The organism is Providencia lanzhouensis (genome assembly GCF_050469745.1).
Lineage (GTDB): Bacteria > Pseudomonadota > Gammaproteobacteria > Enterobacterales > Enterobacteriaceae > Providencia > Providencia lanzhouensis.
Genome location: NZ_CP174123.1, coordinates 947,668 through 973,021 on the forward strand (window position 1 = coordinate 947,668; position 25,354 = coordinate 973,021).

Below are 25,354 nucleotides of genomic sequence, written 5' to 3' on the forward strand. Positions count from 1 at the left end.
GATTATTGTCCTCCTGCCGCAACAACGCTGTTCTTGAGGCTTGGGAAGCCAGCTGCTTGGATCTCAACCTGATCACCCGGTTTGATGGTGACGCGCTGATGAGGAGTGCCCAGTAAAATCACGTCCCCTTGTTTTAGGGTTGCGAAGTCGCTCAATGCAGCCACTAATTCGCTTGCGCTACGAACGAGATCCTTGGTTGACCATCTGTCAGCTTCTTTGCCGTTAATCAGTGTCACTATCTCAACAGGTGAAGATAACGACGTTTTCACTAATTCGCCGATTGGGCAGAAAGTATCACGGCATTTTGCTTTAATCGCAGGGCGGTAGAAGGTGTCTTCTGGCAGGCTAACTTCATTCGCCAGTGCAAAGCCAGCAATGAACTCCAACGCATTTTGTGCAGTCACTTTGCGTGCATCTTTACCAATCACCAGCGCCAGCGTTGCACCGCTTTGTACTTCTTCACCAGCAGGATGCAGGATGTTATCCCCGGAATTAATGCGTGTATTACGCGGCTTAATAAACCACACAGGTGTTTTCGGTGGGGTTTTATAAGGGGCTTGCTGGAACGCCTCGAGCCAATGATCAAGTTGGCTTTGATGGTTGAGGGCAACGGCAAAAACAGTGCCTTTCATTGACAACTCCTTATTAAAGAGATCGATTCTGAGTAATTATTAATATATTAATAAAGTATTATTTTGTAATAAGCAATAGCTTTATGGAAATGTTAATTTTAATTGTGATCTTATTAACATAATAAAGGGGTCTTCATGTAACTGACTGTATATAATGAGTTTATTATTTTTTTAACTTTTAAAAATTTACAATATATTAACTTTGATTTTTTGATAAAATTTATTTACTCATTAATATTTTGGTGTTTTTCTTTGTGATTGTTAGTACTGCATGCTACTCTTGCATTTAAGATAATTGAGTGTGTTGCAGTTACCCTATGATTTATTGCTAACCCTAAAGCGACGTTAAAAACCGTCGCGTTAAAAATGGCAGCGTTAAAAATGGTAACCAGCACGGAGGCTGACTAACCCCCGGTCGTGGGTGTTTCATAACTTTAAATAGCGTGGTGAGTTTTAAGCTTATGCATGAATCATTGACAATTGCATTATTACAGGCACGAGAGACCGCAATGGGCTTCTTTCGACCGATATTAAAGTCCTATAATTTGACCGAACAGCAATGGCGTATCATTCGCGTGTTAGCGGATAATCGCTCTATTGATTTTCATGAATTATCAGTGCAAACCTGTATTTTGCGTCCAAGCTTAACGGGGATTTTGACTCGTATGGAACGCGAAGGGCTTATTTTCCGTTTAAAGCCATTGAATGACCAACGTAAACTGTATGTCTCACTGACCCCTACAGGGCAAGAGTTGTATGACAAGGCGCGTCAGGAAGTTGAAGAGGGCTATCAAAAGATTGAGCAGGCTTTCTCTCAAGAGAAAATGCAGCAACTGACGGCTCTGCTGGATGAGTTGATTGCGCTGGAGAGCCCGGATTATAGTAGTATTATGGATAGAAGCAAGACAGCCTAAATACTCGTCATACTTTGAACCGCAGCGTTGTTGGTTGCGCTCAGCTACTCGGGTCACATACTTGTGTATGCTCCCCGAGATAGCATCTCTTACCGCCTAGCCGCAATTCAAATTATTTAGAGTATAACTTTTTTCATACTTTGAACCGCAGCGTTGTTGGTTGCGCTCAGCTACTCGGGCACATACTTGTGTATGCTTCCCGAGATAGCTTCTCTTACCGCCTAGCCGCAATTCAAATTATTTAGAGTATTGTTTTTCTGGCATATTTTAGTGATCACTTGCCGAGCAAGTGCAAGAAGTGAATATGTTTTTCATACTGGTCGAGGATGTCATGAATAATCTGCTCTTTCGCCCAGCCCATCACGTCGTAATCCTGCCCACCTTCTTTTAAGTGAATTTCTGCGCGATAGTATTTTTGCTCTTCACTGCGCTCTTCATCACTGTCTGTTCCCATACCTGCCAGAGCAAAGGCCGGCTGAATATAGTAACGTAGGCGAACTTCGTATAAAAAGTTCATATCTTCGCCTAAATCCACCTCAAATCCGATCCTATCGTCTTTATCGGTATGGATATGGCAAACTGTGCCTTGCTTGGCGAGCTCCTCAGAAACCATCTCCATGGATGGTTTCACGGACTCTTCCATAAAGCGTTTTACATGAGCGCGTTTCGGGAAATAGACAATATTACGTAAGCGGCGCTGCCACGGAATCGGGTTACGGCTTGCGGTTGGGGCGATGGTAGCTAATTGTTGGCTATCACGCTTATAGGCATCCACTCGTAACGCTTTGAATAATCCATAAATGGAGACAAGCAGAACAGCGGCGAATGGTAAGGCACTAGCGATGGTTAAGGTTTGCAGCGCCTGCAATCCTCCCGCCAACAGCATGGTGACTGCCACAACACCCATTAATCCAGCCCAGAAAATACGTTGCCAGACTGGCGTATCGGAATCGCCACCCGAGGCGAGGGTATCGACCACCATGGCACCGGAGTCTGCGGAGGTGACAAAGAATACCACCACCATCAACATGGCGAAGAAAGATAATACTGTTGAGAACGGGAAGTAAGTTAGAAATTCAAATAGGGCGAGTGACACATCCGATTGCACCGTTTCTGCCAGTCGGGTTGCCCCTTGGTTTTTGATTAAATCAATGGCGGTATTACCAAAGAACGTCATCCACATTAGGGTAAAGCCCGCAGGAACAAACAGAACGCCAGTGACAAACTCACGAATGGTACGACCGCGAGAAATTCTTGCGATAAACATCCCAACAAATGGTGACCATGATAACCACCAGCCCCAATACAGCAGCGTCCAACCCCCTAGCCAATCACTGGATTTAGGTTCGTAGGCATACAAGTTAAACGTTTTGCTGACGATCTCTGAGAGATATCCCCCCGTATTTTCCACAAAGGATTTTAGCAATAAGACCGTCGGACCTAAGATCACAATCAACAGTAACAACAGGAAGGCGAGACCGAGGTTCAGCTCAGATAAAATACGGATCCCTTTATCTAATCCAGAGACGACGGATAAGGTCGCGAGAGCGGTGAAGGCGATAATCAAGCCAACTTGCACGGTTTCATTCACCGGTAAACCGAACAGATGGTTCATTCCCGCGTTAACTTGCAGTACCCCAAAGCCAAGAGAGGTCGCGACACCAAATACGGTACCGACTACCGCAAACACATCGACAGCGTGACCTAAAGGACCATAAATTCGGTCACCAATAATCGGATATAGGGCTGAGCGCAGGGTAAGTGGCAATCCGTGGCGATAGCTGAAAAAGGCCAGAATCAAGGCGACAATGGCGTAGATAGCCCAAGCGTGTAATCCCCAATGGAAGAACGTCAGGCGCATGGCTTCTTTGGCGGCTTCTACGGTTTGCGGATCCCCTACTGGTGGATTGAGATAGTGCATGACGGGCTCGGCAACGCCGAAGAACATCAAGCCGATCCCCATTCCAGCGGAGAACAACATGGCAAACCACGAGACATAGCTGAAGTTGGGCTGTGCGTGATCAGGACCTAATTTTATCTGTCCATAACGCGAGAGTCCCAGATAAGTCACACTCAACAAAATGATGGCTACAGCGAGAATGTAGAACCAACTGGCGTTGTTAAATAGGTTCTTTTGAAGATGACTTAGATGAGATTCTGCCATTTCAGGCATTAAGGCGGCAAAACCGACGATAAGCAGAATAATGATAGCCGAACTGTAAAACACAGGGGGGCTGATTTTGGTGCGTACTTTTTTGTTTTCAGTCACGTTTTGACTCATAACGACCTTCTTTGATTTTTATTTTATTTTTTGCATACCAATCTTAAGGGGGCATGCGGCGAGCTGTCCTTCTGAATGAAACAATAGGTTATTGCGAAAGGGTTTCCCTATAGGAAACGAAATAGAAAGAACAATAAAATGGCTAAATTGTGAGCGTTGATAACGATGATTTATGGCTGAATTATCAACAAAAATTGGTAAGTGGTGACCCCCTTTGAACCCTGTGATGAACAAAAAACGAAAGGGTATACTGCCATGGTAGGCATTAATGATCAACCTAAGCGGTAAAATGAAAATAAACATAGGGTGTAAATTTCATGTTATTTATCAATTCATTGTTTATTTATCTTACTGTATTTTGGTGTTATTTATGGAAATGTAGCCAAGTGAGCAAAAGAGATGATTATGTGGCTAAAAATAGCCTTAAAGCGGGCTAAATAGCAAAATGAATTAACGCTTATGCGCATAAAAAAGCAGACAATATCGGTCTGCTTTGGAATGAAAAAAGGGGAAAATGCGATGATTTATTTCTTCGCATCATTCTCTGATTTTAACGCTTCGGTTTTGTCTTTAGCGTCAGTGGCGAGTTCGTCAGCCTTGTTAATGGCATCCGTTTTCATGTCTTGCGCTTTTTCTGAAAACTCACTAGATGCTTTGTCATACTGTTCTTTGAGTTTATCGGCCGAGTCAGATGCGTCTTGTTTCAGCTCATCCGCTTTTTTCTCACCTTGGTCTGCTAACTCTTTGGCTTTGTCTGAGAGTTCAGATGCTTTGTCTGAAGCATCGTTTTTCACATCTTGCGCGGTGGCTTTTGCGCTATCAGATAACTCAGTCGCTTTTTGCTCAGTCGCGTCTTTTAACTGGGTAGCTTTTTCTTCGACTTGTTGAACCGCATCGTCTTTTTTTGATGAGTCATCGCAGCCAGCGACAAGGGTTAAAACGCCAGCAACAACAAGAGAAGAAATGATTTTATGTTTCATTATTAATTCCTTAACAGGTCATGTTAGAAAAATACTAATTAAACGGTAAATTCATTTGGGGCTAAAATACCGACATAAACACATCAAAATGTAGCACACGAAATGGAAAAAGATCCATGTGGCGCCTGTAAAGATGTGTGGAAAGGTACTTGTGTGGGAAGGAGAGAGCGCAAGTGAGTAAACACCCACTTGCGCTGATTGAGGGTTATTTCTTTAAGTCGTCATACAGCATCATGGATGCTTTATTTTCTGGGTCACCAATCCAACGAGGTTGTGGTTGGTACTCATTGTTAATCAGGCTTTTTTGTGGCTCAAATCCGGTGTACTTGAAACCTGCCAAATCAGACCATGTATAGATAAAATCCATATTGCTGTATGGGCGAGCGGTTTTATCTTTCAAGTCAAATTGATGAGTCTGTAACCATTCTGGCGACTGCCATACTAAGAATGGAACGTTGTACATCACTTTGCTTGGCTTGCCTTCACTACGACCTAACATTTCATGTGGCGGCGTGTCGTAAACATCTTCACCATGATCGGAGAAGAAGACTAAGAAACCATTTTCTTTTGAAGAATCGAAATCTTTAATCAGCGTAGAAACCACATAGTCATTGTAATGCTGAGCATTATCATAGGCATTGTAATCTTTGATTTGGTCGCCTTTTAAGTTGGTTGGCACTGGGCTATTGCTATCGGTGAAGATGGCTTTATCTTCAGGATAACGGAACTCATAGCGCATATGGGTACCCAACAGGTGCACCACAATAAATTTCTTCTCAGCAGGATCAGCTAAGGCTTCTTTGAATGGGTCAAGCACCACGTCATCATAAATACGGGAGCTTTGCGCCATATCGTTGTTCAAATAATATTGCTTATCGGTTTGACGAGAGAACGCCGTTAACAGCGTATTTCGCTCGGTCATGGTTTGCTGATTGGTGATCCAGAATGTTTTAAAGCCCGCTTGCTTCATCATATTCATAATCGATGGGCGGGAATTAAACAGATCAGGCTCAGTTTCTGAAGCAAAAGTTAAAATCTGTTGCAACGCTTCGATGGTATAAGGGCGTGGCGTGACCACATCATTAAAGACCGTCAAATTGTTTGGATACTGTTTTTCCAGTTGATCAAGCTCTGGCGTTGTTTGACGAGAATAGCCATACAAGCTCATTCTGTCGCGGCTGGTGGATTCACCAATCACTAACACAAACGTTCTTGGGGTATTGCCATTGGCATCAACAAAGTTTTCTAACGGTGGAATTTTGCTGTTGTCGCGGATTAATTCTTCCATGTTTGCCAGCTGGTTCTTATACAGGAAGTAACCACTTACAAACTGCCATGGTGCGGCATACGCTAATTTACTGTTAACGTAGGAAACGACGTTCTCAAAAGGACGTTGCTGTTTGATGGCTTTGTTGTAGTAAGGCACACCAAATAGCACGATCAGAACGAGCGCGGACACAATCACACGTCCAGGTACTGGCAACGTGACAGGTTTTAAACGTGTCCATAGGAAAATAGCGCCAAGGGTGTAAGCCAAAATCACCGCAATCACTTTAAAGCTCAGATATTGGCGTAAGAATTCACCCGCTTCGTTGGTGTTGGTTTCGAACATCACAAACATCACGCTTTGGGATAATTGATGCCCATACACCACGAAATAAGCAAGAGCGACGACCGAGGATAGCCATAAAACAATCCCGATTAAGCCTGCTACTAGTTTGATTTTTCTAGGGAAAAATAGTGCGGGAACGAGCCAGAGTGAGCTATAGAGTAGAGAATCTCTTAACCCGATGGTATTACTTTGCCCGGTGATAACCACATACAGCTGTAATAAAGATGAAAAATACCAGAAAAATATTAGCAGCCAGAACAAGGACATCCAGCTAAACTTTCCTGCTTTTATCGAATTAACCATAAATTTTTAGCTCTTAATTATTAGTTTCGTTAAGTAACAATCAAAACATAGTCGAAAAATCGTTTTTTAGATAGATAGTTATCGAGTAAGTTCAAATTATATTAAGAATGTGTTTACTGTTTTATTGTTTATTGTAGATGCAGATAAGGACTAATTTATTACATTGTTTATCAATGATTTTTAAATCATTTATAAATTTTTCTTTTTGGCGCTCATTTAATGATTAACCTATTAAGAAATGAGGCTTTCCTTCACATTTTTCATTTATTGCATAAGCAATGGAATTGATATTATTCTTTGTTAATCTATTAGCTAGAAATACTGATGGCATTTAATTGATAGGGGATGCTTAATGCGAGGCATAAACGATGCTAGATAACGCCTTTGTGGCTTTTTTGAAATCCGCTTTAGCCGTGAGAATTCTGCTCTCCATTTTGATTATTGTTGATGGCGGGCTCATCTTAAAGCCCATCTTAAGTGCTTACACGGACTATATCGATTGGCGCCAAAGTGGATTTACCGAGTGGTTAAAATCCTTAGGGTTTATGAAATTGCTGGATATTCCCCGCTTCTTATTGGGTATCTCGCTTATCTTTCTTTCGCTATTTATGATCAATGGCGCGCGCATTGCATGGGTTTTCGCACTCTTATTATTGGCAATCATTGCCTTTGTTGACTTAAAAGTGGCGACGGAACATGTGCGACAAGGTTATTTCTCTTTTGGCTTGTTTGTCGCATTAACACTCTTTTGGAAACTGTACCCTCGACACAGTATCAGTAGCGCGGGGTTTGTGGCGCTCACCTGTATTATTTCATTATTGCTCTATTCCATTTTCGGTACGCTGTATATCGGCGATGAATTCTTACCCGTTGTGAAGGATGGCACCACGGCATTTTATTTTGCGCTGGTGTGTATGACGACCGTAGGGTTTGGCGATATTGTTCCTGTCACCCTGGACGCTAGGGTCTTTACGGTGACTGTAATTATCTTAGGGATCACCATTTTTACTACCTCCGTAGTGTATGTGGTAGGCGTATTAGCCAAAGGTACCAAAGAGATTGTTCGCAAGAGGTTTTCATATATGAAAAATCATTATGTGGTGATTGGTAGTACACCGATGGCGGTTAACGTCTATCAAGCACTGAAAAAACGGGAACTGCCTGTCGCCGTGATTTGCCAAGAAAGTCACCGCAGCCACTATCCCGAAAAAGATAATATCGTGACAGGAGACCCAACGGACTCCGCTTTATTGGCAGAAGCCAATGTGAAACAGGCGAAATGTGTGCTGATCATGACCGATAGTGACTCGTTAAGTACCTTTGCCTTGCTCGGTGTAAAAGCGCAATCGGGTAGTAAAAGCGAAGCAAAAACCGTGGTATTGGTTAACCAAGAATCAAACATGGATAAAATCCGTTTGCTGAACCCGGATATGCTGTTTTCACTCTCGTCCCTTGGCTCGGAAGTTTTGATGCAAGTGCTTTGCGGTGAAACAATTTCTAATGACAGCATTAGTGATATGCTGCTGAACAAAATTACAAAAAGCTAGCGACCTCACGGATGTTAAAAGGAACTCAGCCCCATGTTAAGTGCGGATAAAATTACCTGCCATCGACAAAATAGAACGCTATTTCGGCAGCTGGATTTTTCGGTTATGCCGAACCAAATTTTGCAGGTAGAAGGACCTAACGGGGCAGGTAAAACCACACTGTTACGCATGATGGCTGGGTTATTAAAGCCGGATGAAGGTGAAATTTTATGGCAGCAGCACTCCATTGAAAAACTTAAGGAAGAGTTTACTCGCCACTTGCTGTATCTGGGGCATAAACCGGCTGTAAAATCACTGTTAACCCCCTATGAAAACCTGAAGTTTTATTACCAAATGCACCACCAAGAACCTGAAGGCGACAAAATTTGGTCTGCGCTAGAAGAAGTCTCTTTGATGGGGTATGAGGATATTCCTGTCGGGCAGCTTTCAGCAGGGCAACAGCGCCGAGTCAACCTTGCCCGCTTATGGTTAAGCGATGCGCCACTGTGGATTTTGGATGAGCCATTCACGGCTATTGATGTGGCGGGGGTAAATCGTTTAACTGAGTGTTTTCATCAACATGCAGAGCAAGGTGGCATGATTTTATTTACGTCGCACCAAGCGATGACAGGGCACTTTGGGACATTAAAACTGACAGGTGGGTACGAGTGATGTTTTGGCTATTAATAAAAAGAGAGCTTAAAATTGCCTTTCGTAGCTTCTCCGAATTGGTTAACCCACTGTGGTTTTTCTTAATCGTCATCACGCTTTTTCCATTGAGCATTGGCCCTGAACCGCAATTATTGGCACGGATCTCTGTGGGGATTTTTTGGGTTGCCGCCATTTTATCGTCGTTGCTTTCGTTAGAACGTTTATTTAAAGATGACTATCTGGATGGCTCGTTAGAGCAATTATTACTGGCACCACACCCTCTGTTTATCACGGTTTTAGCCAAAGTGATTTCCCACTGGCTAGTGACGGGACTGCCTCTGGTGCTACTGTCTCCTGTTGCAGCGGTAATGTTATCAATTAATGGCGACACATTATTGGTGCTAGCGGGGACGTTACTGCTAGGAACGCCAGTATTGAGCTTTATTGGTGCGATTGGTGCTGCGCTCACCGTATCATTAAAAAAGGGGGGCGTACTGGTCAGTTTACTGGTGCTACCGCTGTATATTCCGGTGTTAATTTATGCGACGGGCACGATGGAAGCATACAGTTTTAATATGCCTCTTGGCGGATATTTTGCGATCCTCGGCGCACTATTTGCCGCAAGCATCACCTTTTCTCCGTTGGCAATTGCTGCCGCATTGAAGATCAACGTGAGTAACAGCTAGGGGAGATTTTTTCCAATTGAGCTGATACAGTCGGTGATGTGATGCTCAGTGTAAAAGGAAAAAACGTCATGCCCGCTGTTCCCTTCATCAGTAGCGATAATTTTAGCCGGCTGTTATCTGACCCGATGCAGCCGAGCGGGCAATGGGCGTTAATCTATTTTTGTGCATCATGGTGCCAGCCATGTAAGAGCATGCAGCCTATCTATTTACAACTCACGGATTACTTTTCTGATAATGGTACGCACTTTGGCGGTCGTATAAATTTTGGTGGCAGTATACATTTTGGAATAGTAGATATCGCTCAATCTCCGACAATAGCCCCTCAGTATGGAATTAAATCCGTGCCTTCCATTGCGTTTTTCCATGATTCTCGTCTTGTGGATTTAATGGCAGGGGAATATCGACTTTCACAGCTGATTACTCAAATAGAAAATAGGTTGCTATGTTCACATTGATATTAGAAGGTTTGGTGATTGGCTGCCTATTAGGATTAACGGGCGCTGGTGGTGGTATTTTAGCGGTTCCTGCCTTGATGACATCTCAAGGATGGGGCGTTGCACTCGCCGCACCAGTGGGGTTATTGGCCATTACATTGGCGGCATTAGTTGGTGCTATTCAAGGGCTTATTCAGCAGAATATTCGTTATAAAGCGGCTATTTGGATTGCGTTAATTAGCATTCCTACCGCGAAATATGGCGTTTATTTAGCACAAATTGTTTCACCCCAATGGCTGACTTTAGCATTTAGTCTCGTGATGCTGGTGGTTGCATATCGTATTGTTTTTAAGAAAGTAATTAAAGATGATGATGCTCCGTGCAAAATAAACCAGCAAACAGGAAAATTTATTTGGAATATCAAAACGGCATCTATATTAGGGGGAATTGGATTAGTTGCTGGATTACTGACGGGGCTATTAGGTGTAGGCGGCGGGTTTATTATTGTGCCTGCAATGAAAAAGTTCACCAATTTAAACCTTAAAAGCATTATTGTCACCTCGCTGATGGTGATATTCCTCATTGGCAGCATTAGTATTTCAATTAATATATTGAATGGTTTTGAATATCCATTAGAGGTGAGCGCAACTTTTATTTTAGCCTGCGTTTTAGGGCTGGTTGTTGGGCGTTTTTTGATTGGCTATATCCCTGTTAATATTGTTCAAACTATATTTGCATTATTGGTTGTTTTTGTTTCATTTTATTTGTTATATTCAATTTTTATTTTTATAAAAAATAATGGAATCCCCAGTTTTTTAATATAATAACTTCATTTCCACTACTCATTTATTAGTGGTTTTTCAGTTATTTTACTTTTAAAATATTTTTTTATATTTGGCTTGATTCAAATTGAGAATATTAGGCATAAGATGCTATTGGTTTGATGTATAAGAAAGAAAACTGATTTATCTTCAATGATAAACAGGTATAATGGATTAATCGCAATTCTTATTCAGCAGCGACATCAACAGGACACGCTATACCCTACCAAATACAATAATCATTACAGGTTGACTAGCATAAATATGACTAAACAAGATAGTTCAACAACCATCATTGATATCGCCAAACGCGCGAATGTGACCGATATTACGGTATCTCGAGCTTTTAATCACCCAGAATTGGTAAAAAAAGAGACGCGAGAAAAAATACTCGCTATCGCGCAAGAATTAAATTATGTCCCCAATGTATTTGCTCGGAATTTAAAGAATAAAAATAGCCGCATTATTGGGGTTGTTACGGACAGTACCTTTAACCCGTTCTATGTTGTATTAATCCAGACGGTTTCCCGCTTAGCGAAAGAGAAAGGGTATCAGGTGATGATCTTTGATACCGATAGCGATGAAAAAGCCGAGCAAACGGCTATTGAAACCTTAGTCAGCTATAAGGCTAGCGGTATTTTACTTTCGCCTGTGCGTGACGATAAAGCCTATCAACCGAGTTATTTATCACTGATTGATCAGCATAAAGTCCCTCTGGTTTTTGTTGACCGTTCTATTTATGGCAAAGATTACCCTGGGCTATTTTTGAAGAACTTTGAAATCGGGGCATTAACCGGTAAATATCTCAATCAGCAACGCAGCGAAAATACCTTAATTGTCTCAGGGCCTGAGCATTCTGAAATTAGTCTTTCACGCTTAGCGGGTATTTATGATCAATTTACTAACCGTAAAAATATTCATGTCCTGTACAGTAGTTATATTTTTAGTAAGAAAGATGAAGAGTATTTAAGAGAAAAAATAAAAGAACTCTATACACCCAATATGTATATCGTGGGCTTAAACGGAATTATTACCGCGGGGATGTACAAAATTATTTCTGAACTCGGATTATCTTGCCGTTATTTCTCGGTGGACTTACCGCCTTATGCTGATACTTATCATTTATCGATTTCAGGCGTTCACCATGACTCAGTTTATTTAGGTAAACGAACAGCAGAATTACTGTTTGCAGAGATAGAAGGTGGTACCACTAAAGAAACGGGTTCCAAGCAAATTTTCGTCAATGGAAAACTTGTGACTTACGATTAAAAAAATAAGGATTTCATCATGAAATCCTTATTTGTTGTTTTTCGTAACAGCGTGAAAATCAACGCTTCATTGAGCTAATTAAGGTTGCGCCCCAGATAATTAGACCTTTTACAATATATTGAACGTACGGTGAGATACCCAGAAGGTTCAAGCCATTGTTTAGTACACCTAAAATCATTGCGCCGATCAATGTGCCGATGATCATCCCGCGACCGCCTGCGATAGATGCACCACCCAAAACGACTGCTGCAATAGCATCAAGTTCAAAACCGACACCGGCATTAGGCTGACCGCTCATAACGCGAGAGGTAAAAATCAGTCCGGCAAATGCGGCAGTGAAACCACTGATGACGTACACCAACATTTTATAGCGCTCAACGCGGATACCACTTAAACGCGCCGCCTCTTCGTTACCGCCAATGGCATAAATATAGCGGCCGAATGGAATATGATTAAGCACCACATAAAAAATTAGATACAGACCTAGCATTAATAGGATAGGTACCTGAATTCCCATCAACTCTTCACGTCCCCAAAAAGCAAACTCTTGAGGTAAGCCAGAAATAGGGTAGCCACCGGTGTAAATTAGCGCTAAGCCTTTCGCAATAATCATGGCGCCTAAGGTCACGATAATTGGCGGCATTTTACCGTAAGCAGTTAAAATCCCATTAATAAATCCAAACGCGATACCAGATAACAGACCCAGAGCAATGGCAATGGAAGGATCCATACCATAATATTTCATTAATCCAGCCATCAATGTACCGGATAGCGCCATCACCGCCCCAACGGAAAGGTCGATCCCTCCGGTTAAGATGGCAAATGTCATCCCGATAGCAATGATTGCATTAATAGAAACTTGGCGGGCAATAGTAGATAAGTTATTTACCGTTAAAAAATGCTCATTAAAAATGGACATACAAGCAAATAAAATAATTAACCCAACGAGAGGTAAAAATGCCGGTATCTTGGTTAATTTGGCAAAATTAAATTTATTCTTCGCCAGTGGAATTGTACTTTGGTTAGACATAGTCATGATCCTATATAATATTGCCGGCCGCATGTAACATAATCTGGGTTGAGTTAATCTCGTCCCCACTTAATTCAGCAGCAACTTCACCATCTCGAAACACCAAAACTCGATCGCTCACGCCAATAACTTCAGGCAGCTCTGAGGAAATCATAATAATTGAGATCCCTTTTTCGGTAAGTGAACGCATTAATTGATAGATTTCTGATTTTGCTCCGACGTCGATACCCCGTGTAGGCTCATCGAAAATAAGAATTTTGGCTTGTTTATTTAGCCAACGTGCAATCACCACTTTTTGTTGGTTTCCACCGCTAAGCGTTGAAACCGCTGTATCTGCTTCTGGTGTTTTAACTTTGACTTGCGAAATTAAATCAAGAGATAACAAATGTTCTTTTTTATTTTGAATTAAGAACAGTTTTTGAGCGTGGTTATTTAGCCAAATATTTTCTTTAACTGAGAATGGCAAAACCAAACCTTGGGTTTTACGGCTTTCAGGTAAAAGTCCAATGCCTAACTGGAGCGCTTGTGCCGCAGATTTCATTTTGACTTCTTGCCCCTCTAGAACCACTTTTTTCTTGTAGGCTTTATCCGCGCCCATCATGGCGAGAATATTTTCAGTGCGGCCAGAGCCGACTAAGCCTGCAAGACCGAGGATCTCGCCTTTTTTCAATTGAATGCGATTGGTTGGGCTAGAAGCAAACCGTTGAATTTGAGCGTCGAGAATGACCTCTTGTCCATCAAAATGACGTTTTGGCGGGTAGATATTTTCGACTTCACGACCCACCATCATTTCGATGATCACATCAAGGTCGGTATCATCCACCTTACGGGATCCAATATATTGACCATCTCGCAATACGCTAATGGTGTCGCAAATTTCATAAATCTCTTCCAAGTGGTGAGAGATAAAGAACATGCCGACGCCTTTTGCTTTCAGGTCACGCATCACATCAAATAGGTGATTGGCTTCTTTGGGGGTTAATGTTGCCGTTGGCTCATCTAGTACCAATATTTTGGCATCCAGAGAAAGCGCTTTGGCAATTTCCACAAATTGTTGTTCAGCAATACTTAAATGGCTAATGGGTTCATCAATATCAATATTAACGCCCAACTCAGATAGGATTATCTGCGCTTTTTCACGCATCAGCTTTCTATCTAATAAGCCAAATTTATTTTTAATTTCCCGGTTTAAAAAGATATTTTCAAAAGCATTTAAATAAGGGATTAACGAAAACTCTTGGAAAATAATACCGACGCCCGCTTTAATGGCATCACGATAATTATGGAAGGTGTACTCTTCGCCTTCGATAAGTATTTTCCCGCTATCTGGTTTATGAATTCCACACAGCACTTTCATTAGCGTTGATTTACCCGCACCATTTTCACCCAGCAGTGCGTGTACCTCTCCTTTTTCTAAAGAGAGATTAATATTATCTAGCGCCTTAACCCCAGGGAAAGTTTTACTGACATCTTTTAATGCTAACAATTGCATCATGTTGCTTCCCTTATTTTCTTTACCGCTTAAAAATGGGTAACAAAGCGAGTTGGAAAGTGAAATGCTTTCCAATAAACAGAGTGTCATTCATTTTTATTAAGAGTATTGCGCCGGGGAATAATCCGTAGGCGCAATACCGAGTTCGACTTATTTATTTACTTTGTTAATTGCTGATTACCAATGGAAATCTTTAGCATTGGTTTTATCGATTAACTTAACATCCAGAGGAACTTCTTTAGGTACGTTAGCTCCCCAGTGTTTTGCTAAGCCCATGGCTAAACCAATACGTACTTGGTCACGTGGGAATTGTGCGGAAGTAGCGATAAACGGTGAATTACCTTTGGCAATTTCAGCGACGGCTTCAGGAGAACCATCAACACTCACCAGTTTCACATCACGACCTGCAGATTCGATTGCCGCTAATGCGCCTAAAGAACCCACATCGTTCACACTAAAGATACCATTCAAGCCAGGGTTAGCTTGCAGCATGTTTTCAGTGACGTTCATCGCAGTATCACGCTCTTGTTTACCGTTTAATTTGGTCACAATCTTGATGTTTGGATACTCTTTCATGGCGGCTTCAAAACCACGAACACGCTCAAGGATTGGCACGACAGGGATACCATCAAGGATAGCCACTTCGCCTTTACCACCTAATGATTCACCTAAACGTTTACCCGCCATTAGACCTGCTTCGTAGTTTTTAGAACCCACGAATGAGTCGATTGGACCGTTAGCTTGTGCATCGATTGCAATCACCACGACACCCGCTTTTTTCGCAGCTAATACAGCTGTTTCTGCACCCACGCTATCTGCTGGGTTAATCAGCAGAATATCGATTTTTTTCTGAAGCATATCTTCGATATCGCTGGTTTGTTTTGAGACATCGTGTGCCGCATCAGCGATATAAAGTTGAGCGCCCATTTCACCTGTTGCGCTTTCTAAAGCCTCTTTCATGGTCACGAAATATTCGTTATTCAGTTCTTGAAACGACATTCCGACAGAAACAGGTTTTGCTGTCGCGTTAAAAGCCATGCCCAGTGTTAAAACGCTTGCTGCAACAGCTAACTTTTTAAATTTACTCAACATAAGATGTTCTCCTAAAGAGTCTTTAGTGTTATAGGGTACTGCTAATATTTATGATTATTAATGACTTACTTTAATTATGCTGATACTGCATTTCACAATACTGAATTTCACTATATTGCACTACAACAGCATTATGGCTTGATAACGACTTTGATAGAGTCTGCCGATTTCGCCATAACAAATGCCTCTTCCCAATCATCGATTGAGTAGAAGTGGGTAACGATATCGTCAGCACATACTAACCCGCGGCTAAATAGGTCAATGGCGACCTCGTAGCTGTATGGGCCTAAGTGAGCACCTCGGATATCTAACTCTTTACGGTCACCGATAATTGACCAGTCTACGGTGGTTTCTTTACCGAAAACGCTGAACTCGACGAAGCGACCCAGTTTACGGATCATTTCTAACCCTTGAGTCACGCCGATTGGAGCACCAGTCGCTTCGATGTACACATCGCAACCGTAACCTTCGGTCATTTCTTTAACCAGTTTGATGGCATCTTCTTTCAGTGGGTTGATCACCACGTCAGCACCAAATTTCTTAGCTAATTCAAGGCGCTCATCGATAGCATCGATAACGACTAATTTTTTCGGGGTTTTGAGTTTCGCGACTTGGATCATGCACAGACCCAGTGGACCTGCACCTGCGATAACGACAACGTCATTTAAATCGATATCACCACGACGAACGGTATGGATAGCGCAGGCCATTGGCTCGATTAACGCCGCATCTTTTTCTGAAAGCTCATCTGGAATTTTGTGAATAATGGCACGCTCAGAAAAACGCATATATTCCGCCATCCCACCATCGGCAACTTCTTTTTGGAAGCCGTAAATATCATGGGTTTCGCACATCCAATATTTGCCTGACTTACAGAAACGACACTCCCAGCAAGGCACGATTTGTTCCGCTAAAATACGATCGCCTACTTTCAGACCATATTTTTCACCAGAACCTTCGCCCAGCTCAGCGACGCGTCCGTAAAATTCGTGTCCTGGTACGACAGGGGCTTTGATCCATGGGTTTTCACCCCAGAACATTTGAGCGCCATCATTCGCTTTACAGTCACCTGCACAGATACCGCATCCATCTACTTTGATGACCACTTCACGAAACCCTGGTGTTGGTCTTTTAATCGCTTCAAAGCGGTAATCATGGGGGCCATGACATACAACTGCTTTCATTTTTTCAGGTAGGGTACTCATATTCTAATAACCTCATTCTGGATGTTGGCTATAATGTTGACGTCAACATTAAACGTCGTTTTTGTAAGTAAACCGTTCTCTTTGTAACGCTTGACGGCTAAAAATAATAATGGTGTGAGAAAAGTGATGCTCTATTGTTATAAATAAATTGTTTAGTTTTTAATATGACGACGTCGTCATTTTTGAGAGATGCTAAATAAAAAAGTGATAATTGTGATTCAAATCCTATTTTTTATTTAAGAACTCTTTTGTTTATGAGGTTTGTTTGCCAGACAAAATGCAAACTATAGTGGATGCGATGATTTTCGAAAGAGTATAATTAGTTTCGTTATTTTCAGAAGTGAAGAATCTTTGAAAAAACATTTCAGCTAACACTTTAAGGTGAAATTTGAATTAGTTTGCGTCATTAATGTGATCATGATCGATTTGGTATGGTGTGTAAATCACTATTAATCCTTTTCTTTGCTATTTTTCCGATTGAATAAAAAGTGTTATATCGATAACTTAAATTAAATATCTCAGGACTAATGATTTTTTAATTAAAAGGCATAAAAATGGCAACGACAATGATTGTTCTTCTGGTTTTACTGCTTATTTTAGCGGGATGGGGAATTTCTATTTATAACCGCTTAGTGAGTACTCGGAATCAAGTTACCAATCAATTTGCCAATATTGATGTGATTTTAAAACAGCGTGCTGACCAAATTCCCCAGCTAGTCACGATAGTTGAAAAAGCCATGGAGCATGAAAAAGCGCTATTTACTTCATTGAGTGATGCTCGCCAAAATTATTTCAGTGCTAAAAATGTGAATGAAAAAATTGCTGCATCAAATGAAATGGATAAAGCATTAAAAAGCCTCGTCGCGGTTGCTGAAAACTACCCAACGCTAATATCGGGTGAGCAATTTACCCAATTACAAATCGCACTAAGCGAAGTGGAAGATAAAATTGCTCAGCGCCGCGAAGGCTTCAATGATGCAACAACGGAATACAATACGGCGATCCAAATGTTCCCAGACAGTATTTTTGCCAATATTTTTGGTTTTACTGCGTTGCCTTTATTGGAAATCACTGAAGCTGAGAAAAAATATGATGGTATTCAATTCAAATCATAATCACCGTTAAAGGTATCATCTGTGAATATCTACTATTTTTTAGGTGCCGTATTAGGCGGCATTCTTTTTTATTTAGACAGAAAGTATTCAAAAAAGCGTAAATTAAACTGGGGCATTATTCTTTTTACTGCGGTGCTATTTGGGGCATGGGAAACTATCTCGCCGAGACCTGGTGAATATGAACGCTACTTTTTCTATGCTGTGGCAGTAGGGATGGCTTTTGCGGCTAGTCGTATTGTCGTTGGAATAACGGAAAGTGCGTATGATCGCTATCAACGTTTGCAAAAGGAAGGCTCCTCCAAATTTATTGCATTATTAAAAACCCTTGTTGGCACTGCATTGGCTGGGTGTTTAACCATGGGCTTTTTTATCGATATTCGCCTCTTTTTTGTGGCTTTCGTCTTATTGTTTGTTTTCAGTTTTATTCAAAATACCCCCGAAAAACGCTTTCTAAAGTTTCAAAAGAACCTCGCAACTTCAAAAATTCGCTCAATTGCGATGGGGATCGTAGAAGTAGAAGGGAAAATAACCTCAGGAAAGGAAGTCAAAAGTAAGTTAGGTAATCGTAGCTGTTATGGTGCTTTTTATTACGAGTACTCTATCTCTACGGATAAAGAGGGTAAAAAAAGTTATACCCTCAGAGACAGCAGTGTTCAGCTACATAATTTCACCATGACGGATGATACTGGCTCTGTGAATGTGATTTGTGACCCAGATTATTTTGTTCATACCGGATTATCCCCCCATATGGATTATGAGAGTGGCAATCGTCGTTATAAAGAGTATTTACTTGAAAGTGGGAAGAGTTATTTATTGATTGGGTCAGCGGACAGTGAGAATGGCAAAGTGGTGATCACCCGTAAAGCGCCACACATGTTATTAGGTGTTTCGCCATCAGATTATGTGACTCGCTGGAATAAATCCGCGCCAATGCGTCGGAATATTGGGGTGACAGCAATGATTGCAGCTATTCTGATTGCGCTAATATTAATGACGCCAGTGAGTTATCAAGATGGATACTTAACGCTCCATTTTAACCAAATTTCGTTATCTGACAGTGAATGATATGAATCAGATTATCTTTTGGATTTTTGTCGCGGTGATAGGCACCATTTTGGTTCGCTATATTGTGGGGATCTACAACAATATTATTTTCTTGAAAAATAACTGCGAAAAAGCGTTTGCTAATATTGATGTGCTCCTAAAAAAACAGGCAGATTTAATGCCTCAGTTAACAATCGTAGCGGAAGGGGCAATGACCCATGAAAAGCGTTTAATTAGCGAATTACTGCAAAGCCGTCAGCACTATTTATCCACGGAACAACTCGATGTTAAAGTGGATTCCGCAAACCAATTTCGCTCACATTTAAAATCGATTTTTTTACTGGCAGAAAAATACCCCAAGCTGATTAGCCAGCAGGCGTTATTAGCATTACAAACGTCAGCAAAAGGGTTAGAAGACCAAATTGCGGATCGCCGAGAATTTTTTAATCAAACGGTTACGTTATACAACACCAACATTCGTCTTTTCCCGAATCTCATTTTTACACTCTTATTCCGTTTTAAAGATATTCCCTTGCTGTATGTTCAACAGGAGTCTGCATCATGATCACAATTCCTTTTTCATGGTTTGGTTTCACCGATTGGTTGGTGAATAAAGGGGAGCCGGGGTTGATCGTGATGTTTGCTACGTTTGGAATGATCCCTGCCTGTATTGTTTTCACGCTAGTGATGAGAATGATCGGGATGAAGAAATTTATCGCACCCGTAGTATTGGGCATGATTAGCTCAATGTTTATCAGCATGATGGTGCTTATTCCGCTGTTATTAATTTTCCGCTTCGATAATATTCCAAAAGCGATGTTAGTTTGGATGGCGGTTCTAGGAAGCTGTATTGTCTTTTTCCTAATGAACATGGATTACATTGAGATTTGGTCATCAAGCCGAGAAGATAAAAAGAGTGTGACAGCGAGAAAGAAACGGAAAAAATAAAAGGTATTTTTTACTATTGTTTACATTATATATGACTGTTTTATAGCGTAAGTCAAAAAATAAATTATTAAACTGTAAGATAATGACTTCATAATCCACCAAATAAAAATCAGCTACTAGTATAAAACACAAGAAGTAAGTAGAAGTAGTCATATAAAGACTCTCTAAATATGATGATCGGAAGAGGTGGTTAGATAAAAGTACCATTATTACTCTTTATTGTTGTAACAACCTGGCGATGGTTTTGGTATAACTTCACAAGTTTGTATAGTTTCTTTGGTTTACTGTGTATAAGTGTGAATGGTTTATTTGGCTGTCTATCTATATGGCATTGATTTTTAACTAAATAAATTTATCTCTATATTTTTTTGTCAATTATCGACCTTTTGTTTTTACTCTGTATATGTGTTAAATTGTAATTCTTCGCTGTTAGGAACAAATAAAAAGTATATTTGATATAAAAAACTGTATTTGCATTCTTTTTATGATGATTCTAGGTTTAAATATATTCAACAGATAATCTTAAAACGAGTAATTGAGTTTACTTGCTTGTTTTCTATGATGAAACATACTGAAATACTTTGTAATAAGGCAAAATTAAATAACTTGCTTTATTTAGCCTAATTCAAATCTTAAAAATATATGCTTATAATGGCTCCATCGAGTTAATTAGGCTGATGGAGTTTGTTAGCATTAAATCGATATTGAAAATAAATAAAACCAACTAAATATCTAAAACATTCTTGTTTGAATTTTAATTTTAAAATTCCAATAGGAGGGGTTTTATTCGTTTAAATATTATTTTTATTTTATAGGATTTATTTCATGTTTAAGAGAACCATAATTGCATTATCTTTAATTTCTGTTTCAAGCGCGACATTAGCAGCGGCACCCGTGGCTAATTTAAAAGTATCAGGTTCAATTACGCCACCAACTTGTACTATTAAAGGGCAGAATGAAGTTGACTTAGAATATGTATTTGATGTGTCACCTGGAATGTTCCCTGTTTCTGGTAATTTAGGACTTGATGCAAAAACAAATAGCATTGAAGTGATTTGTGATGCAGCAACTTATTTAACTTTCTCCTCTACTGATAACCGTGCGAGTTCTGTATTAACTGCGGGTGTATATAACTTTGGTTTAGGTCTGTTTGATACCGATAAAAAAGTTGGTTTCTATACAATCAATATGAAGAATGCAACAGTTAAAGCGGATTCTTCAAGTGCTGCTCAAACTGTCGGTATTTCGAATGGAGCAACATATGCCACAACAATGTATATTGATAAAACGAAAAAAATGGCGTGGGCAACAGCTGCAAGCACATTAAAAGCAGGGCAAATTTTTGCAGCAGACTTTGATGTAAAACCAACTCTGAGTTCCGAATTGAAAACAAGTTCGGGTGATGCTGAATTAGATGGTCATGCTACATTAGCCTTTGCTTTCTCTCTCTAATTTTTTGATTGAAATGAATAGATATAAATTTATATCTATTCATTATGGAACGGAACTATGATTAAAAAAATAACACCATTAATATTATCGACAGTGTTAATATCTCCAGCTGTATTTGCCAATACAACTGCAAATATAAAAGTATCCGGCAAAGTTGCAATGCCAACCTGTTTAATTAATGGAAATGAACAGTCAGATGTTATTTTTGAATTAGCAAAAACATCGCCAAGATATTTGAGTCAAACATCCTATACGGTATTACAATCACCGGTTAAAAAGAATGTCACTGTGACTTGTGATGCGGAGACATATTTAACCTATCGTGCAACGGATACGTATCAAAGTACGCCATGGCCAACGTCATCTGCGGATAACTATTTTTTCATAGTGCATTCGGATAATGCAGATAAATCAGTCGGTGCAGTGATGTTTGCTGTTTCCAATGTCACCATTGATTCTAAAACTGCTTTTGTTGCAAGTGATGGCGTTACAGCAAATAACACTGTCATGACCAAAAAAATACTTAATGGTTTTGGTACAAAGAGTTCAACAATATTCGCTAATAAATTAACAGCAGGAAAAGTATTTTCTGCAGATTTTGAAACCAGCGGTGTTTATATTAACTCTATTAACCAATTAACAGCAGCGGGTATCGATTTGACGTCTAATGTCGATTATCAAGCAGAGGCTGTGCTGGCTTTTAACTTTGGTATTTAATTAAATTCTAATGAGATGTATTTCTTGGGGAATATATGCGTTTATTTGTCACTCCAGTAACTAAAGCTACATTACTATTTGCATATTGTAGTCTGTTTTTTAGTGAAGCAGTTTATTCGCATACTTTTCAAAATAGAAATATTATTGAACAGGTTGAGTCACCCCCTACGTGTGAAATCGCCATCCCTGATGGCGGGCAATATCAATTTAATCAATTGCATGCTCGCCAGTTTAATGCGATTAACGCAACGGAAATACCCGAGATTACCAAAACATGGCAAGTGTCGTGTAATACACCAACTCAATTGCTTGTTCAGTTCTCGGATAACCGAAGTGATTCATCACAATTGGGAAATGAAGATTACTTTGGGTTAGGGAAGGTGAATAACCAGGGACGATTAGGGAATTACCAGCTGATACTTAACCAACCAAAAGTGGATGGTCAATCGGTTGGAATCGGTGTGGTGGAAGGTGCAGGTCCATTTCAACGCATTCAAGGAGCGGTATTAAAAGGGAAAAAATATGCATGGTTTACAAATGAAAACGTATTATCCAGTGGGAAAAATTTCACCGTTAATATAGCCGTTAAGCCTATATTAAACAGCCTTAAAGAAACCAATGGTCCAATTATTGAGGCTGTGGAATTAGATGGCAGTGCAGATATTATATTTTCATTTGGAATATAGTTTTAATTCTTAGTAGTTTATATTGGAAATAAAAATAATAATGAATAAGAAAAATAAATTTTCTTATTGCCATCTATTTTTAATTTTTGTCGTACTGCATGTAAATAATTCCGATGCATCTGAATCAATAAAGAGTAACACAGGATCGTCAATTAATTTTGATATCGACTCTTTAAAATCACTAGGGTATGGGGCAGAGGTCGCTGAATTCTTTATGAAGGGTAATCAGTTTTTACCCGGAAATCATGATGTCACCATAAAATTAAATGGCAGTAATGAATATACTGCGAATATTGAAATCAATGAAAACGGTGAGCTTTGCCTGACTGACGGGTTAATGAGTAAGTTAAGATTAAAAAAAGTTAACTTAACTGACGGATGTAATACATTCGAACAAATTTATCCTGAGGCAAAAATTGCATTACATCCTAGCTCCTACCAAATTGATATGGTGGTTGCCGAAGAGAATTTAGACCCAAAACTACAAGGCAATGAGTTAACGTACGGTGGTTTTGGTGTTGTCAGTAACTATCAGTTATATGGGATGCATATTAACGGTAATTACAGTCAGCGTTTCTATCAAGGAGAGTTTGAAACGGGTATTAACTGGAATAATTGGGTTTTACGAAATAACAGTAGCCTCTCCGCTGGAGATTCAAAATCACAATATCAATTTAATGAAACTGTACTGTCAAAAAGCATCGAACCCTTGCAGTCTTTATTAGATATTGGGCAGCTTAATACGCAAGGTGCCTTTTTTGGGGGAACACCGCTTGATGGTGTGCAACTTTACTCAGATAGCTCTTTGCAAGGCTCGAATATTTTAGTTGTTCCGGTGACTGGTTTTGCAAGTACACCATCAACGGTTGAAGTTCAGCAAAATGGGCGGCTGCTATATCGAACGATGGTACCAGCAGGACCTTTTGAGTTAAATCGCATTAATAATGTGGTGATTGGTTCGCCTTTGGATGTCACGGTTTTCCAAGATAATGGTGAAAAACAGCAGTTTCAGGTGGTGACGGCCAACCAGCAAACTGCGGTTTCACCCATGAGCTATCAATTTTCAGTGGGGCGTTATCGTAGCCAAAGTGATTTGCAAACGGATAAACCCATTATTGGTAGTGCAGAAATCAGCCAGCAATATGGCATGTCAAATTATGGGGCAGGCGTACTTTATTCAAATCAATTTCAAGCGGTGAGTGGACGACTTAACTCTTATTTTGATTTTTCAACACCGATTTCTACGGGGATTGGCGTTCAAAGTGCGAGAAATAATGAAAAGCGCGGGGAGCAGATCGATTTCAATAGCAATATTGCATTTGAGAAAATGACATTCGGGGCATCTGTTTTATATCGTACGAATAAATTTCCAACCTTGGATAGTTCATTATTAAAAAAGCAACCCGCTCAGGATGAGCAAGAAAATACGAATAGATGGTTTAGTGGAGAATTACAAACTACCTCTTCGTTATTTGCAAGTTGGGGTGATGTTACATGGGGGCGCTTTAGCGCTAACGTAAACCATAATCATTTTTATGGCGATAAATCTGATACCGTTTTTTATTCAGCGGGCTATAGCCGAAAAGTTGCAGATATATCGTTGAATGTGAATTACCAAACGGGTGATGATCGAGATAGCCGAATTTTTATTAATGCATCGATGCCGTTAGGTAAGAAAAAAAGCATGAGTATGCAGAGCCAATATTACCAAGATAAAACCATGGTAATGGCAAATTACAATCAGCAAGTCAGCGATAATTTAAGGTATTCCGTTGGGGCTGGTCGTAATGATGGCACGAGTGTCGTGAATGGCAGTATTAATAATGCCAATGCGTATAGCAATATTTCGCTGAGCGGTTCGATGTCCCAGAATAATACGCACTCAGTCACTGTCTCTGCATCAGGCGGCATGGCGTATTCCGATGGGTTATTTGCAACGTCATCCGTACCTTTAGGAGACACCTTTGGCATCGTGTATGTACCGGATGCGCCAGGGGTTAGAGTCAACACGATGGGCAGTGGCACCACGATAACGAATCATTTTGGAACGGCAGCGATTTCATCGTTACCAAAGAACCAAAAGTCTACCGTGCAGCTAAATACGGAGAAACTGCCTCTGAATGTGCGCTTGGATACAACGTCGTTTGATGTTGCTGCGGCGAGAGGGACTGTCATGACGAAACGCATTCAGGCAACCACAATGCGGCAATTATTGTTGAGCATCAAAATGGCCAATGGCAATGACGTTCCATTTGGTGCCAGTGTGCTCAATAAAAAAGGTGATTATATGGGTGTCATTATGGGGGAAGGTAATTTATTACTTAGTAATGAGCAAATTGGCGATGACATTATTTTGCGCTCACCTAACTCTGATGATTGCATTATTAAATATAACGTACCGGAATTTTTTTCCGCTGAATCACTTTATGAAGAGGCAGATGCTATCTGCCAATAATCTTAATAT

General features: G+C 40.4%; 23 protein-coding genes. 15 read left to right on the plus strand and 8 right to left on the minus strand.

Annotation, left to right across the window (positions count from 1 at the left end; translation table 11 throughout):
* Positions 1-2: 2 nt before the first annotated feature.
* Positions 3-632 carry a fumarylacetoacetate hydrolase family protein gene (locus tag ACIH2S_RS04260; protein ID WP_036954023.1) on the minus strand — a complete coding sequence of 210 codons (630 nt, stop codon included), beginning with the start codon at positions 630-632 and terminating at the stop codon, positions 3-5.
* A gap of 461 nt (positions 633-1,093) precedes the next feature.
* On the opposite strand from ACIH2S_RS04260, the gene hpaR reads away from it, so the two are divergent.
* Positions 1,094-1,546, plus strand: coding sequence for a homoprotocatechuate degradation operon regulator HpaR (gene hpaR, locus ACIH2S_RS04265; RefSeq protein ID WP_036954025.1), 453 nt, complete (start codon positions 1,094-1,096; stop codon positions 1,544-1,546).
* Between the two features lie 274 nt (positions 1,547-1,820).
* Here hpaR and ACIH2S_RS04270 read toward each other — a convergent pair whose 3' ends face one another.
* The 3 genes from ACIH2S_RS04270 to cptA form a co-directional block, all read right to left on the minus strand.
* Complete coding sequence (locus ACIH2S_RS04270) at positions 1,821-3,827, minus strand: BCCT family transporter (protein ID WP_108479478.1); 2,007 nt, start codon at positions 3,825-3,827, stop codon at positions 1,821-1,823.
* 524 nt (positions 3,828-4,351) lie between these two features.
* Positions 4,352-4,807: a hypothetical protein gene (locus ACIH2S_RS04275; protein ID WP_036954029.1), complete on the minus strand. Its 456-nt coding sequence runs from the start codon at positions 4,805-4,807 to the stop codon at positions 4,352-4,354.
* Between the two features lie 205 nt (positions 4,808-5,012).
* Positions 5,013-6,722 (minus strand): phosphoethanolamine transferase CptA, encoded by a 1,710-nt coding sequence (gene cptA / locus ACIH2S_RS04280; protein WP_036954031.1) that lies wholly within the window; start codon positions 6,720-6,722, stop codon positions 5,013-5,015.
* 368 nt (positions 6,723-7,090) lie between these two features.
* Between cptA and ACIH2S_RS04285 the strand changes: the two genes are divergently transcribed.
* From ACIH2S_RS04285 to ACIH2S_RS04310, 6 genes are all read left to right on the plus strand, one after another.
* Positions 7,091-8,269, plus strand: a complete 1,179-nt coding sequence (locus ACIH2S_RS04285) for an ion channel (RefSeq protein ID WP_036954033.1) — start codon at positions 7,091-7,093, stop codon at positions 8,267-8,269.
* A 33-nt stretch (positions 8,270-8,302) separates the two neighbouring features.
* The gene (gene ccmA / locus ACIH2S_RS04290) at positions 8,303-8,920 is read left to right on the plus strand and encodes a cytochrome c biogenesis heme-transporting ATPase CcmA (RefSeq protein ID WP_036954035.1); all 618 of its coding nucleotides are present in this window, start codon (positions 8,303-8,305) and stop codon (positions 8,918-8,920) included.
* Positions 8,920-9,585, plus strand: coding sequence for a heme exporter protein CcmB (gene ccmB / locus ACIH2S_RS04295; RefSeq protein ID WP_036954037.1), 666 nt, complete (start codon positions 8,920-8,922; stop codon positions 9,583-9,585). Before ccmA ends, ccmB begins: the two co-directional genes overlap by 1 nt.
* A 68-nt stretch (positions 9,586-9,653) precedes the next feature.
* Entirely contained in the window at positions 9,654-10,040 is a 387-nt protein-coding gene (locus ACIH2S_RS04300; RefSeq protein WP_108479476.1) for a thioredoxin family protein, read from the plus strand.
* Complete coding sequence (locus tag ACIH2S_RS04305; RefSeq protein ID WP_196712534.1) at positions 10,028-10,843, plus strand: sulfite exporter TauE/SafE family protein; 816 nt, start codon at positions 10,028-10,030, stop codon at positions 10,841-10,843. The genes ACIH2S_RS04300 and ACIH2S_RS04305 overlap by 13 nt, the downstream gene beginning before the upstream one ends.
* Before the next feature lie 261 nt (positions 10,844-11,104).
* A complete protein-coding gene (locus ACIH2S_RS04310) occupies positions 11,105-12,109 on the plus strand; it encodes a LacI family DNA-binding transcriptional regulator (protein ID WP_036954043.1) in 1,005 nt (334 codons plus the stop codon).
* 58 nt (positions 12,110-12,167) lie between these two features.
* Here ACIH2S_RS04310 and ACIH2S_RS04315 read toward each other — a convergent pair whose 3' ends face one another.
* The 4 genes from ACIH2S_RS04315 to ACIH2S_RS04330 form a co-directional block, all read right to left on the minus strand.
* Positions 12,168-13,139 carry an ABC transporter permease gene (locus tag ACIH2S_RS04315; protein ID WP_036954045.1) on the minus strand — a complete coding sequence of 324 codons (972 nt, stop codon included), beginning with the start codon at positions 13,137-13,139 and terminating at the stop codon, positions 12,168-12,170.
* A gap of 10 nt (positions 13,140-13,149) precedes the next feature.
* A complete protein-coding gene (locus ACIH2S_RS04320) occupies positions 13,150-14,634 on the minus strand; it encodes a sugar ABC transporter ATP-binding protein (RefSeq protein WP_036954047.1) in 1,485 nt (494 codons plus the stop codon).
* Positions 14,635-14,808: 174 nt separating this feature from the next.
* Positions 14,809-15,669 carry an ABC transporter substrate-binding protein gene (locus ACIH2S_RS04325; RefSeq protein ID WP_414153954.1) on the minus strand — a complete coding sequence of 287 codons (861 nt, stop codon included), beginning with the start codon at positions 15,667-15,669 and terminating at the stop codon, positions 14,809-14,811.
* A gap of 185 nt (positions 15,670-15,854) precedes the next feature.
* Positions 15,855-16,928, minus strand: coding sequence for a zinc-binding dehydrogenase (locus ACIH2S_RS04330; RefSeq protein WP_036954051.1), 1,074 nt, complete (start codon positions 16,926-16,928; stop codon positions 15,855-15,857).
* Between the two features lie 554 nt (positions 16,929-17,482).
* On the opposite strand from ACIH2S_RS04330, the gene ACIH2S_RS04335 reads away from it, so the two are divergent.
* The 8 genes from ACIH2S_RS04335 to ACIH2S_RS04370 all read left to right on the plus strand — a co-directional run bounded on the left by ACIH2S_RS04335 (position 17,483) and on the right by ACIH2S_RS04370 (position 25,345).
* Entirely contained in the window at positions 17,483-18,043 is a 561-nt protein-coding gene (locus ACIH2S_RS04335) for a LemA family protein (RefSeq protein ID WP_272534979.1), read from the plus strand.
* A 21-nt stretch (positions 18,044-18,064) separates the two neighbouring features.
* Positions 18,065-19,108, plus strand: coding sequence for a hypothetical protein (locus ACIH2S_RS04340; protein WP_272534981.1), 1,044 nt, complete (start codon positions 18,065-18,067; stop codon positions 19,106-19,108).
* Between the two features lies 1 nt (position 19,109).
* The gene (locus tag ACIH2S_RS04345) at positions 19,110-19,652 is read left to right on the plus strand and encodes a LemA family protein (protein WP_108479471.1); all 543 of its coding nucleotides are present in this window, start codon (positions 19,110-19,112) and stop codon (positions 19,650-19,652) included.
* Positions 19,649-20,035, plus strand: a complete 387-nt coding sequence (locus ACIH2S_RS04350; RefSeq protein ID WP_108479470.1) for a hypothetical protein — start codon at positions 19,649-19,651, stop codon at positions 20,033-20,035. Before ACIH2S_RS04345 ends, ACIH2S_RS04350 begins: the two co-directional genes overlap by 4 nt.
* An 825-nt stretch (positions 20,036-20,860) precedes the next feature.
* The gene (locus ACIH2S_RS04355; RefSeq protein ID WP_349487988.1) at positions 20,861-21,487 is read left to right on the plus strand and encodes a fimbrial protein; all 627 of its coding nucleotides are present in this window, start codon (positions 20,861-20,863) and stop codon (positions 21,485-21,487) included.
* Between the two features lie 57 nt (positions 21,488-21,544).
* Positions 21,545-22,204 carry a fimbrial protein gene (locus tag ACIH2S_RS04360; protein WP_108479468.1) on the plus strand — a complete coding sequence of 220 codons (660 nt, stop codon included), beginning with the start codon at positions 21,545-21,547 and terminating at the stop codon, positions 22,202-22,204.
* 35 nt (positions 22,205-22,239) lie between these two features.
* Positions 22,240-22,890, plus strand: coding sequence for a hypothetical protein (locus ACIH2S_RS04365; RefSeq protein ID WP_108479467.1), 651 nt, complete (start codon positions 22,240-22,242; stop codon positions 22,888-22,890).
* 214 nt (positions 22,891-23,104) lie between these two features.
* Positions 23,105-25,345 (plus strand): fimbria/pilus outer membrane usher protein, encoded by a 2,241-nt coding sequence (locus ACIH2S_RS04370; RefSeq protein WP_231138149.1) that lies wholly within the window; start codon positions 23,105-23,107, stop codon positions 25,343-25,345.
* Positions 25,346-25,354: the final 9 nt, after the last annotated feature.

What these genes read in the sequence shown, in the direction of transcription:
- ACIH2S_RS04305 (WP_196712534.1), top strand. Translation starts at nt 10,028, where the DNA reads ATGTTCACATTGATATTAGAAGGTTTGGTGATTGGCTGCCTATTAGGA.
- ACIH2S_RS04260 (WP_036954023.1), bottom strand. Translation starts at nt 632, where the DNA reads ATGAAAGGCACTGTTTTTGCCGTTGCCCTCAACCATCAAAGCCAACTT.
- ACIH2S_RS04355 (WP_349487988.1), top strand. Translation starts at nt 20,861, where the DNA reads ATGTTTAAGAGAACCATAATTGCATTATCTTTAATTTCTGTTTCAAGC.
- ACIH2S_RS04315 (WP_036954045.1), bottom strand. Translation starts at nt 13,139, where the DNA reads ATGTCTAACCAAAGTACAATTCCACTGGCGAAGAATAAATTTAATTTT.
- ACIH2S_RS04360 (WP_108479468.1), top strand. Translation starts at nt 21,545, where the DNA reads ATGATTAAAAAAATAACACCATTAATATTATCGACAGTGTTAATATCT.
- ACIH2S_RS04365 (WP_108479467.1), top strand. Translation starts at nt 22,240, where the DNA reads ATGCGTTTATTTGTCACTCCAGTAACTAAAGCTACATTACTATTTGCA.
- ACIH2S_RS04285 (WP_036954033.1), top strand. Translation starts at nt 7,091, where the DNA reads ATGCTAGATAACGCCTTTGTGGCTTTTTTGAAATCCGCTTTAGCCGTG.
- ACIH2S_RS04275 (WP_036954029.1), bottom strand. Translation starts at nt 4,807, where the DNA reads ATGAAACATAAAATCATTTCTTCTCTTGTTGTTGCTGGCGTTTTAACC.
- ACIH2S_RS04270 (WP_108479478.1), bottom strand. Translation starts at nt 3,827, where the DNA reads ATGAGTCAAAACGTGACTGAAAACAAAAAAGTACGCACCAAAATCAGC.
- ccmA (WP_036954035.1), top strand. Translation starts at nt 8,303, where the DNA reads ATGTTAAGTGCGGATAAAATTACCTGCCATCGACAAAATAGAACGCTA.
- hpaR (WP_036954025.1), top strand. Translation starts at nt 1,094, where the DNA reads ATGCATGAATCATTGACAATTGCATTATTACAGGCACGAGAGACCGCA.
- ACIH2S_RS04335 (WP_272534979.1), top strand. Translation starts at nt 17,483, where the DNA reads ATGGCAACGACAATGATTGTTCTTCTGGTTTTACTGCTTATTTTAGCG.
- ACIH2S_RS04345 (WP_108479471.1), top strand. Translation starts at nt 19,110, where the DNA reads ATGAATCAGATTATCTTTTGGATTTTTGTCGCGGTGATAGGCACCATT.
- ACIH2S_RS04325 (WP_414153954.1), bottom strand. Translation starts at nt 15,669, where the DNA reads ATGGCTTTTAACGCGACAGCAAAACCTGTTTCTGTCGGAATGTCGTTT.
- ACIH2S_RS04350 (WP_108479470.1), top strand. Translation starts at nt 19,649, where the DNA reads ATGATCACAATTCCTTTTTCATGGTTTGGTTTCACCGATTGGTTGGTG.
- ACIH2S_RS04370 (WP_231138149.1), top strand. Translation starts at nt 23,105, where the DNA reads ATGAAGGGTAATCAGTTTTTACCCGGAAATCATGATGTCACCATAAAA.
- ACIH2S_RS04330 (WP_036954051.1), bottom strand. Translation starts at nt 16,928, where the DNA reads ATGAGTACCCTACCTGAAAAAATGAAAGCAGTTGTATGTCATGGCCCC.
- ACIH2S_RS04310 (WP_036954043.1), top strand. Translation starts at nt 11,105, where the DNA reads ATGACTAAACAAGATAGTTCAACAACCATCATTGATATCGCCAAACGC.
- ACIH2S_RS04300 (WP_108479476.1), top strand. Translation starts at nt 9,654, where the DNA reads ATGCCCGCTGTTCCCTTCATCAGTAGCGATAATTTTAGCCGGCTGTTA.
- cptA (WP_036954031.1), bottom strand. Translation starts at nt 6,722, where the DNA reads ATGGTTAATTCGATAAAAGCAGGAAAGTTTAGCTGGATGTCCTTGTTC.
- ccmB (WP_036954037.1), top strand. Translation starts at nt 8,920, where the DNA reads ATGTTTTGGCTATTAATAAAAAGAGAGCTTAAAATTGCCTTTCGTAGC.
- ACIH2S_RS04320 (WP_036954047.1), bottom strand. Translation starts at nt 14,634, where the DNA reads ATGATGCAATTGTTAGCATTAAAAGATGTCAGTAAAACTTTCCCTGGG.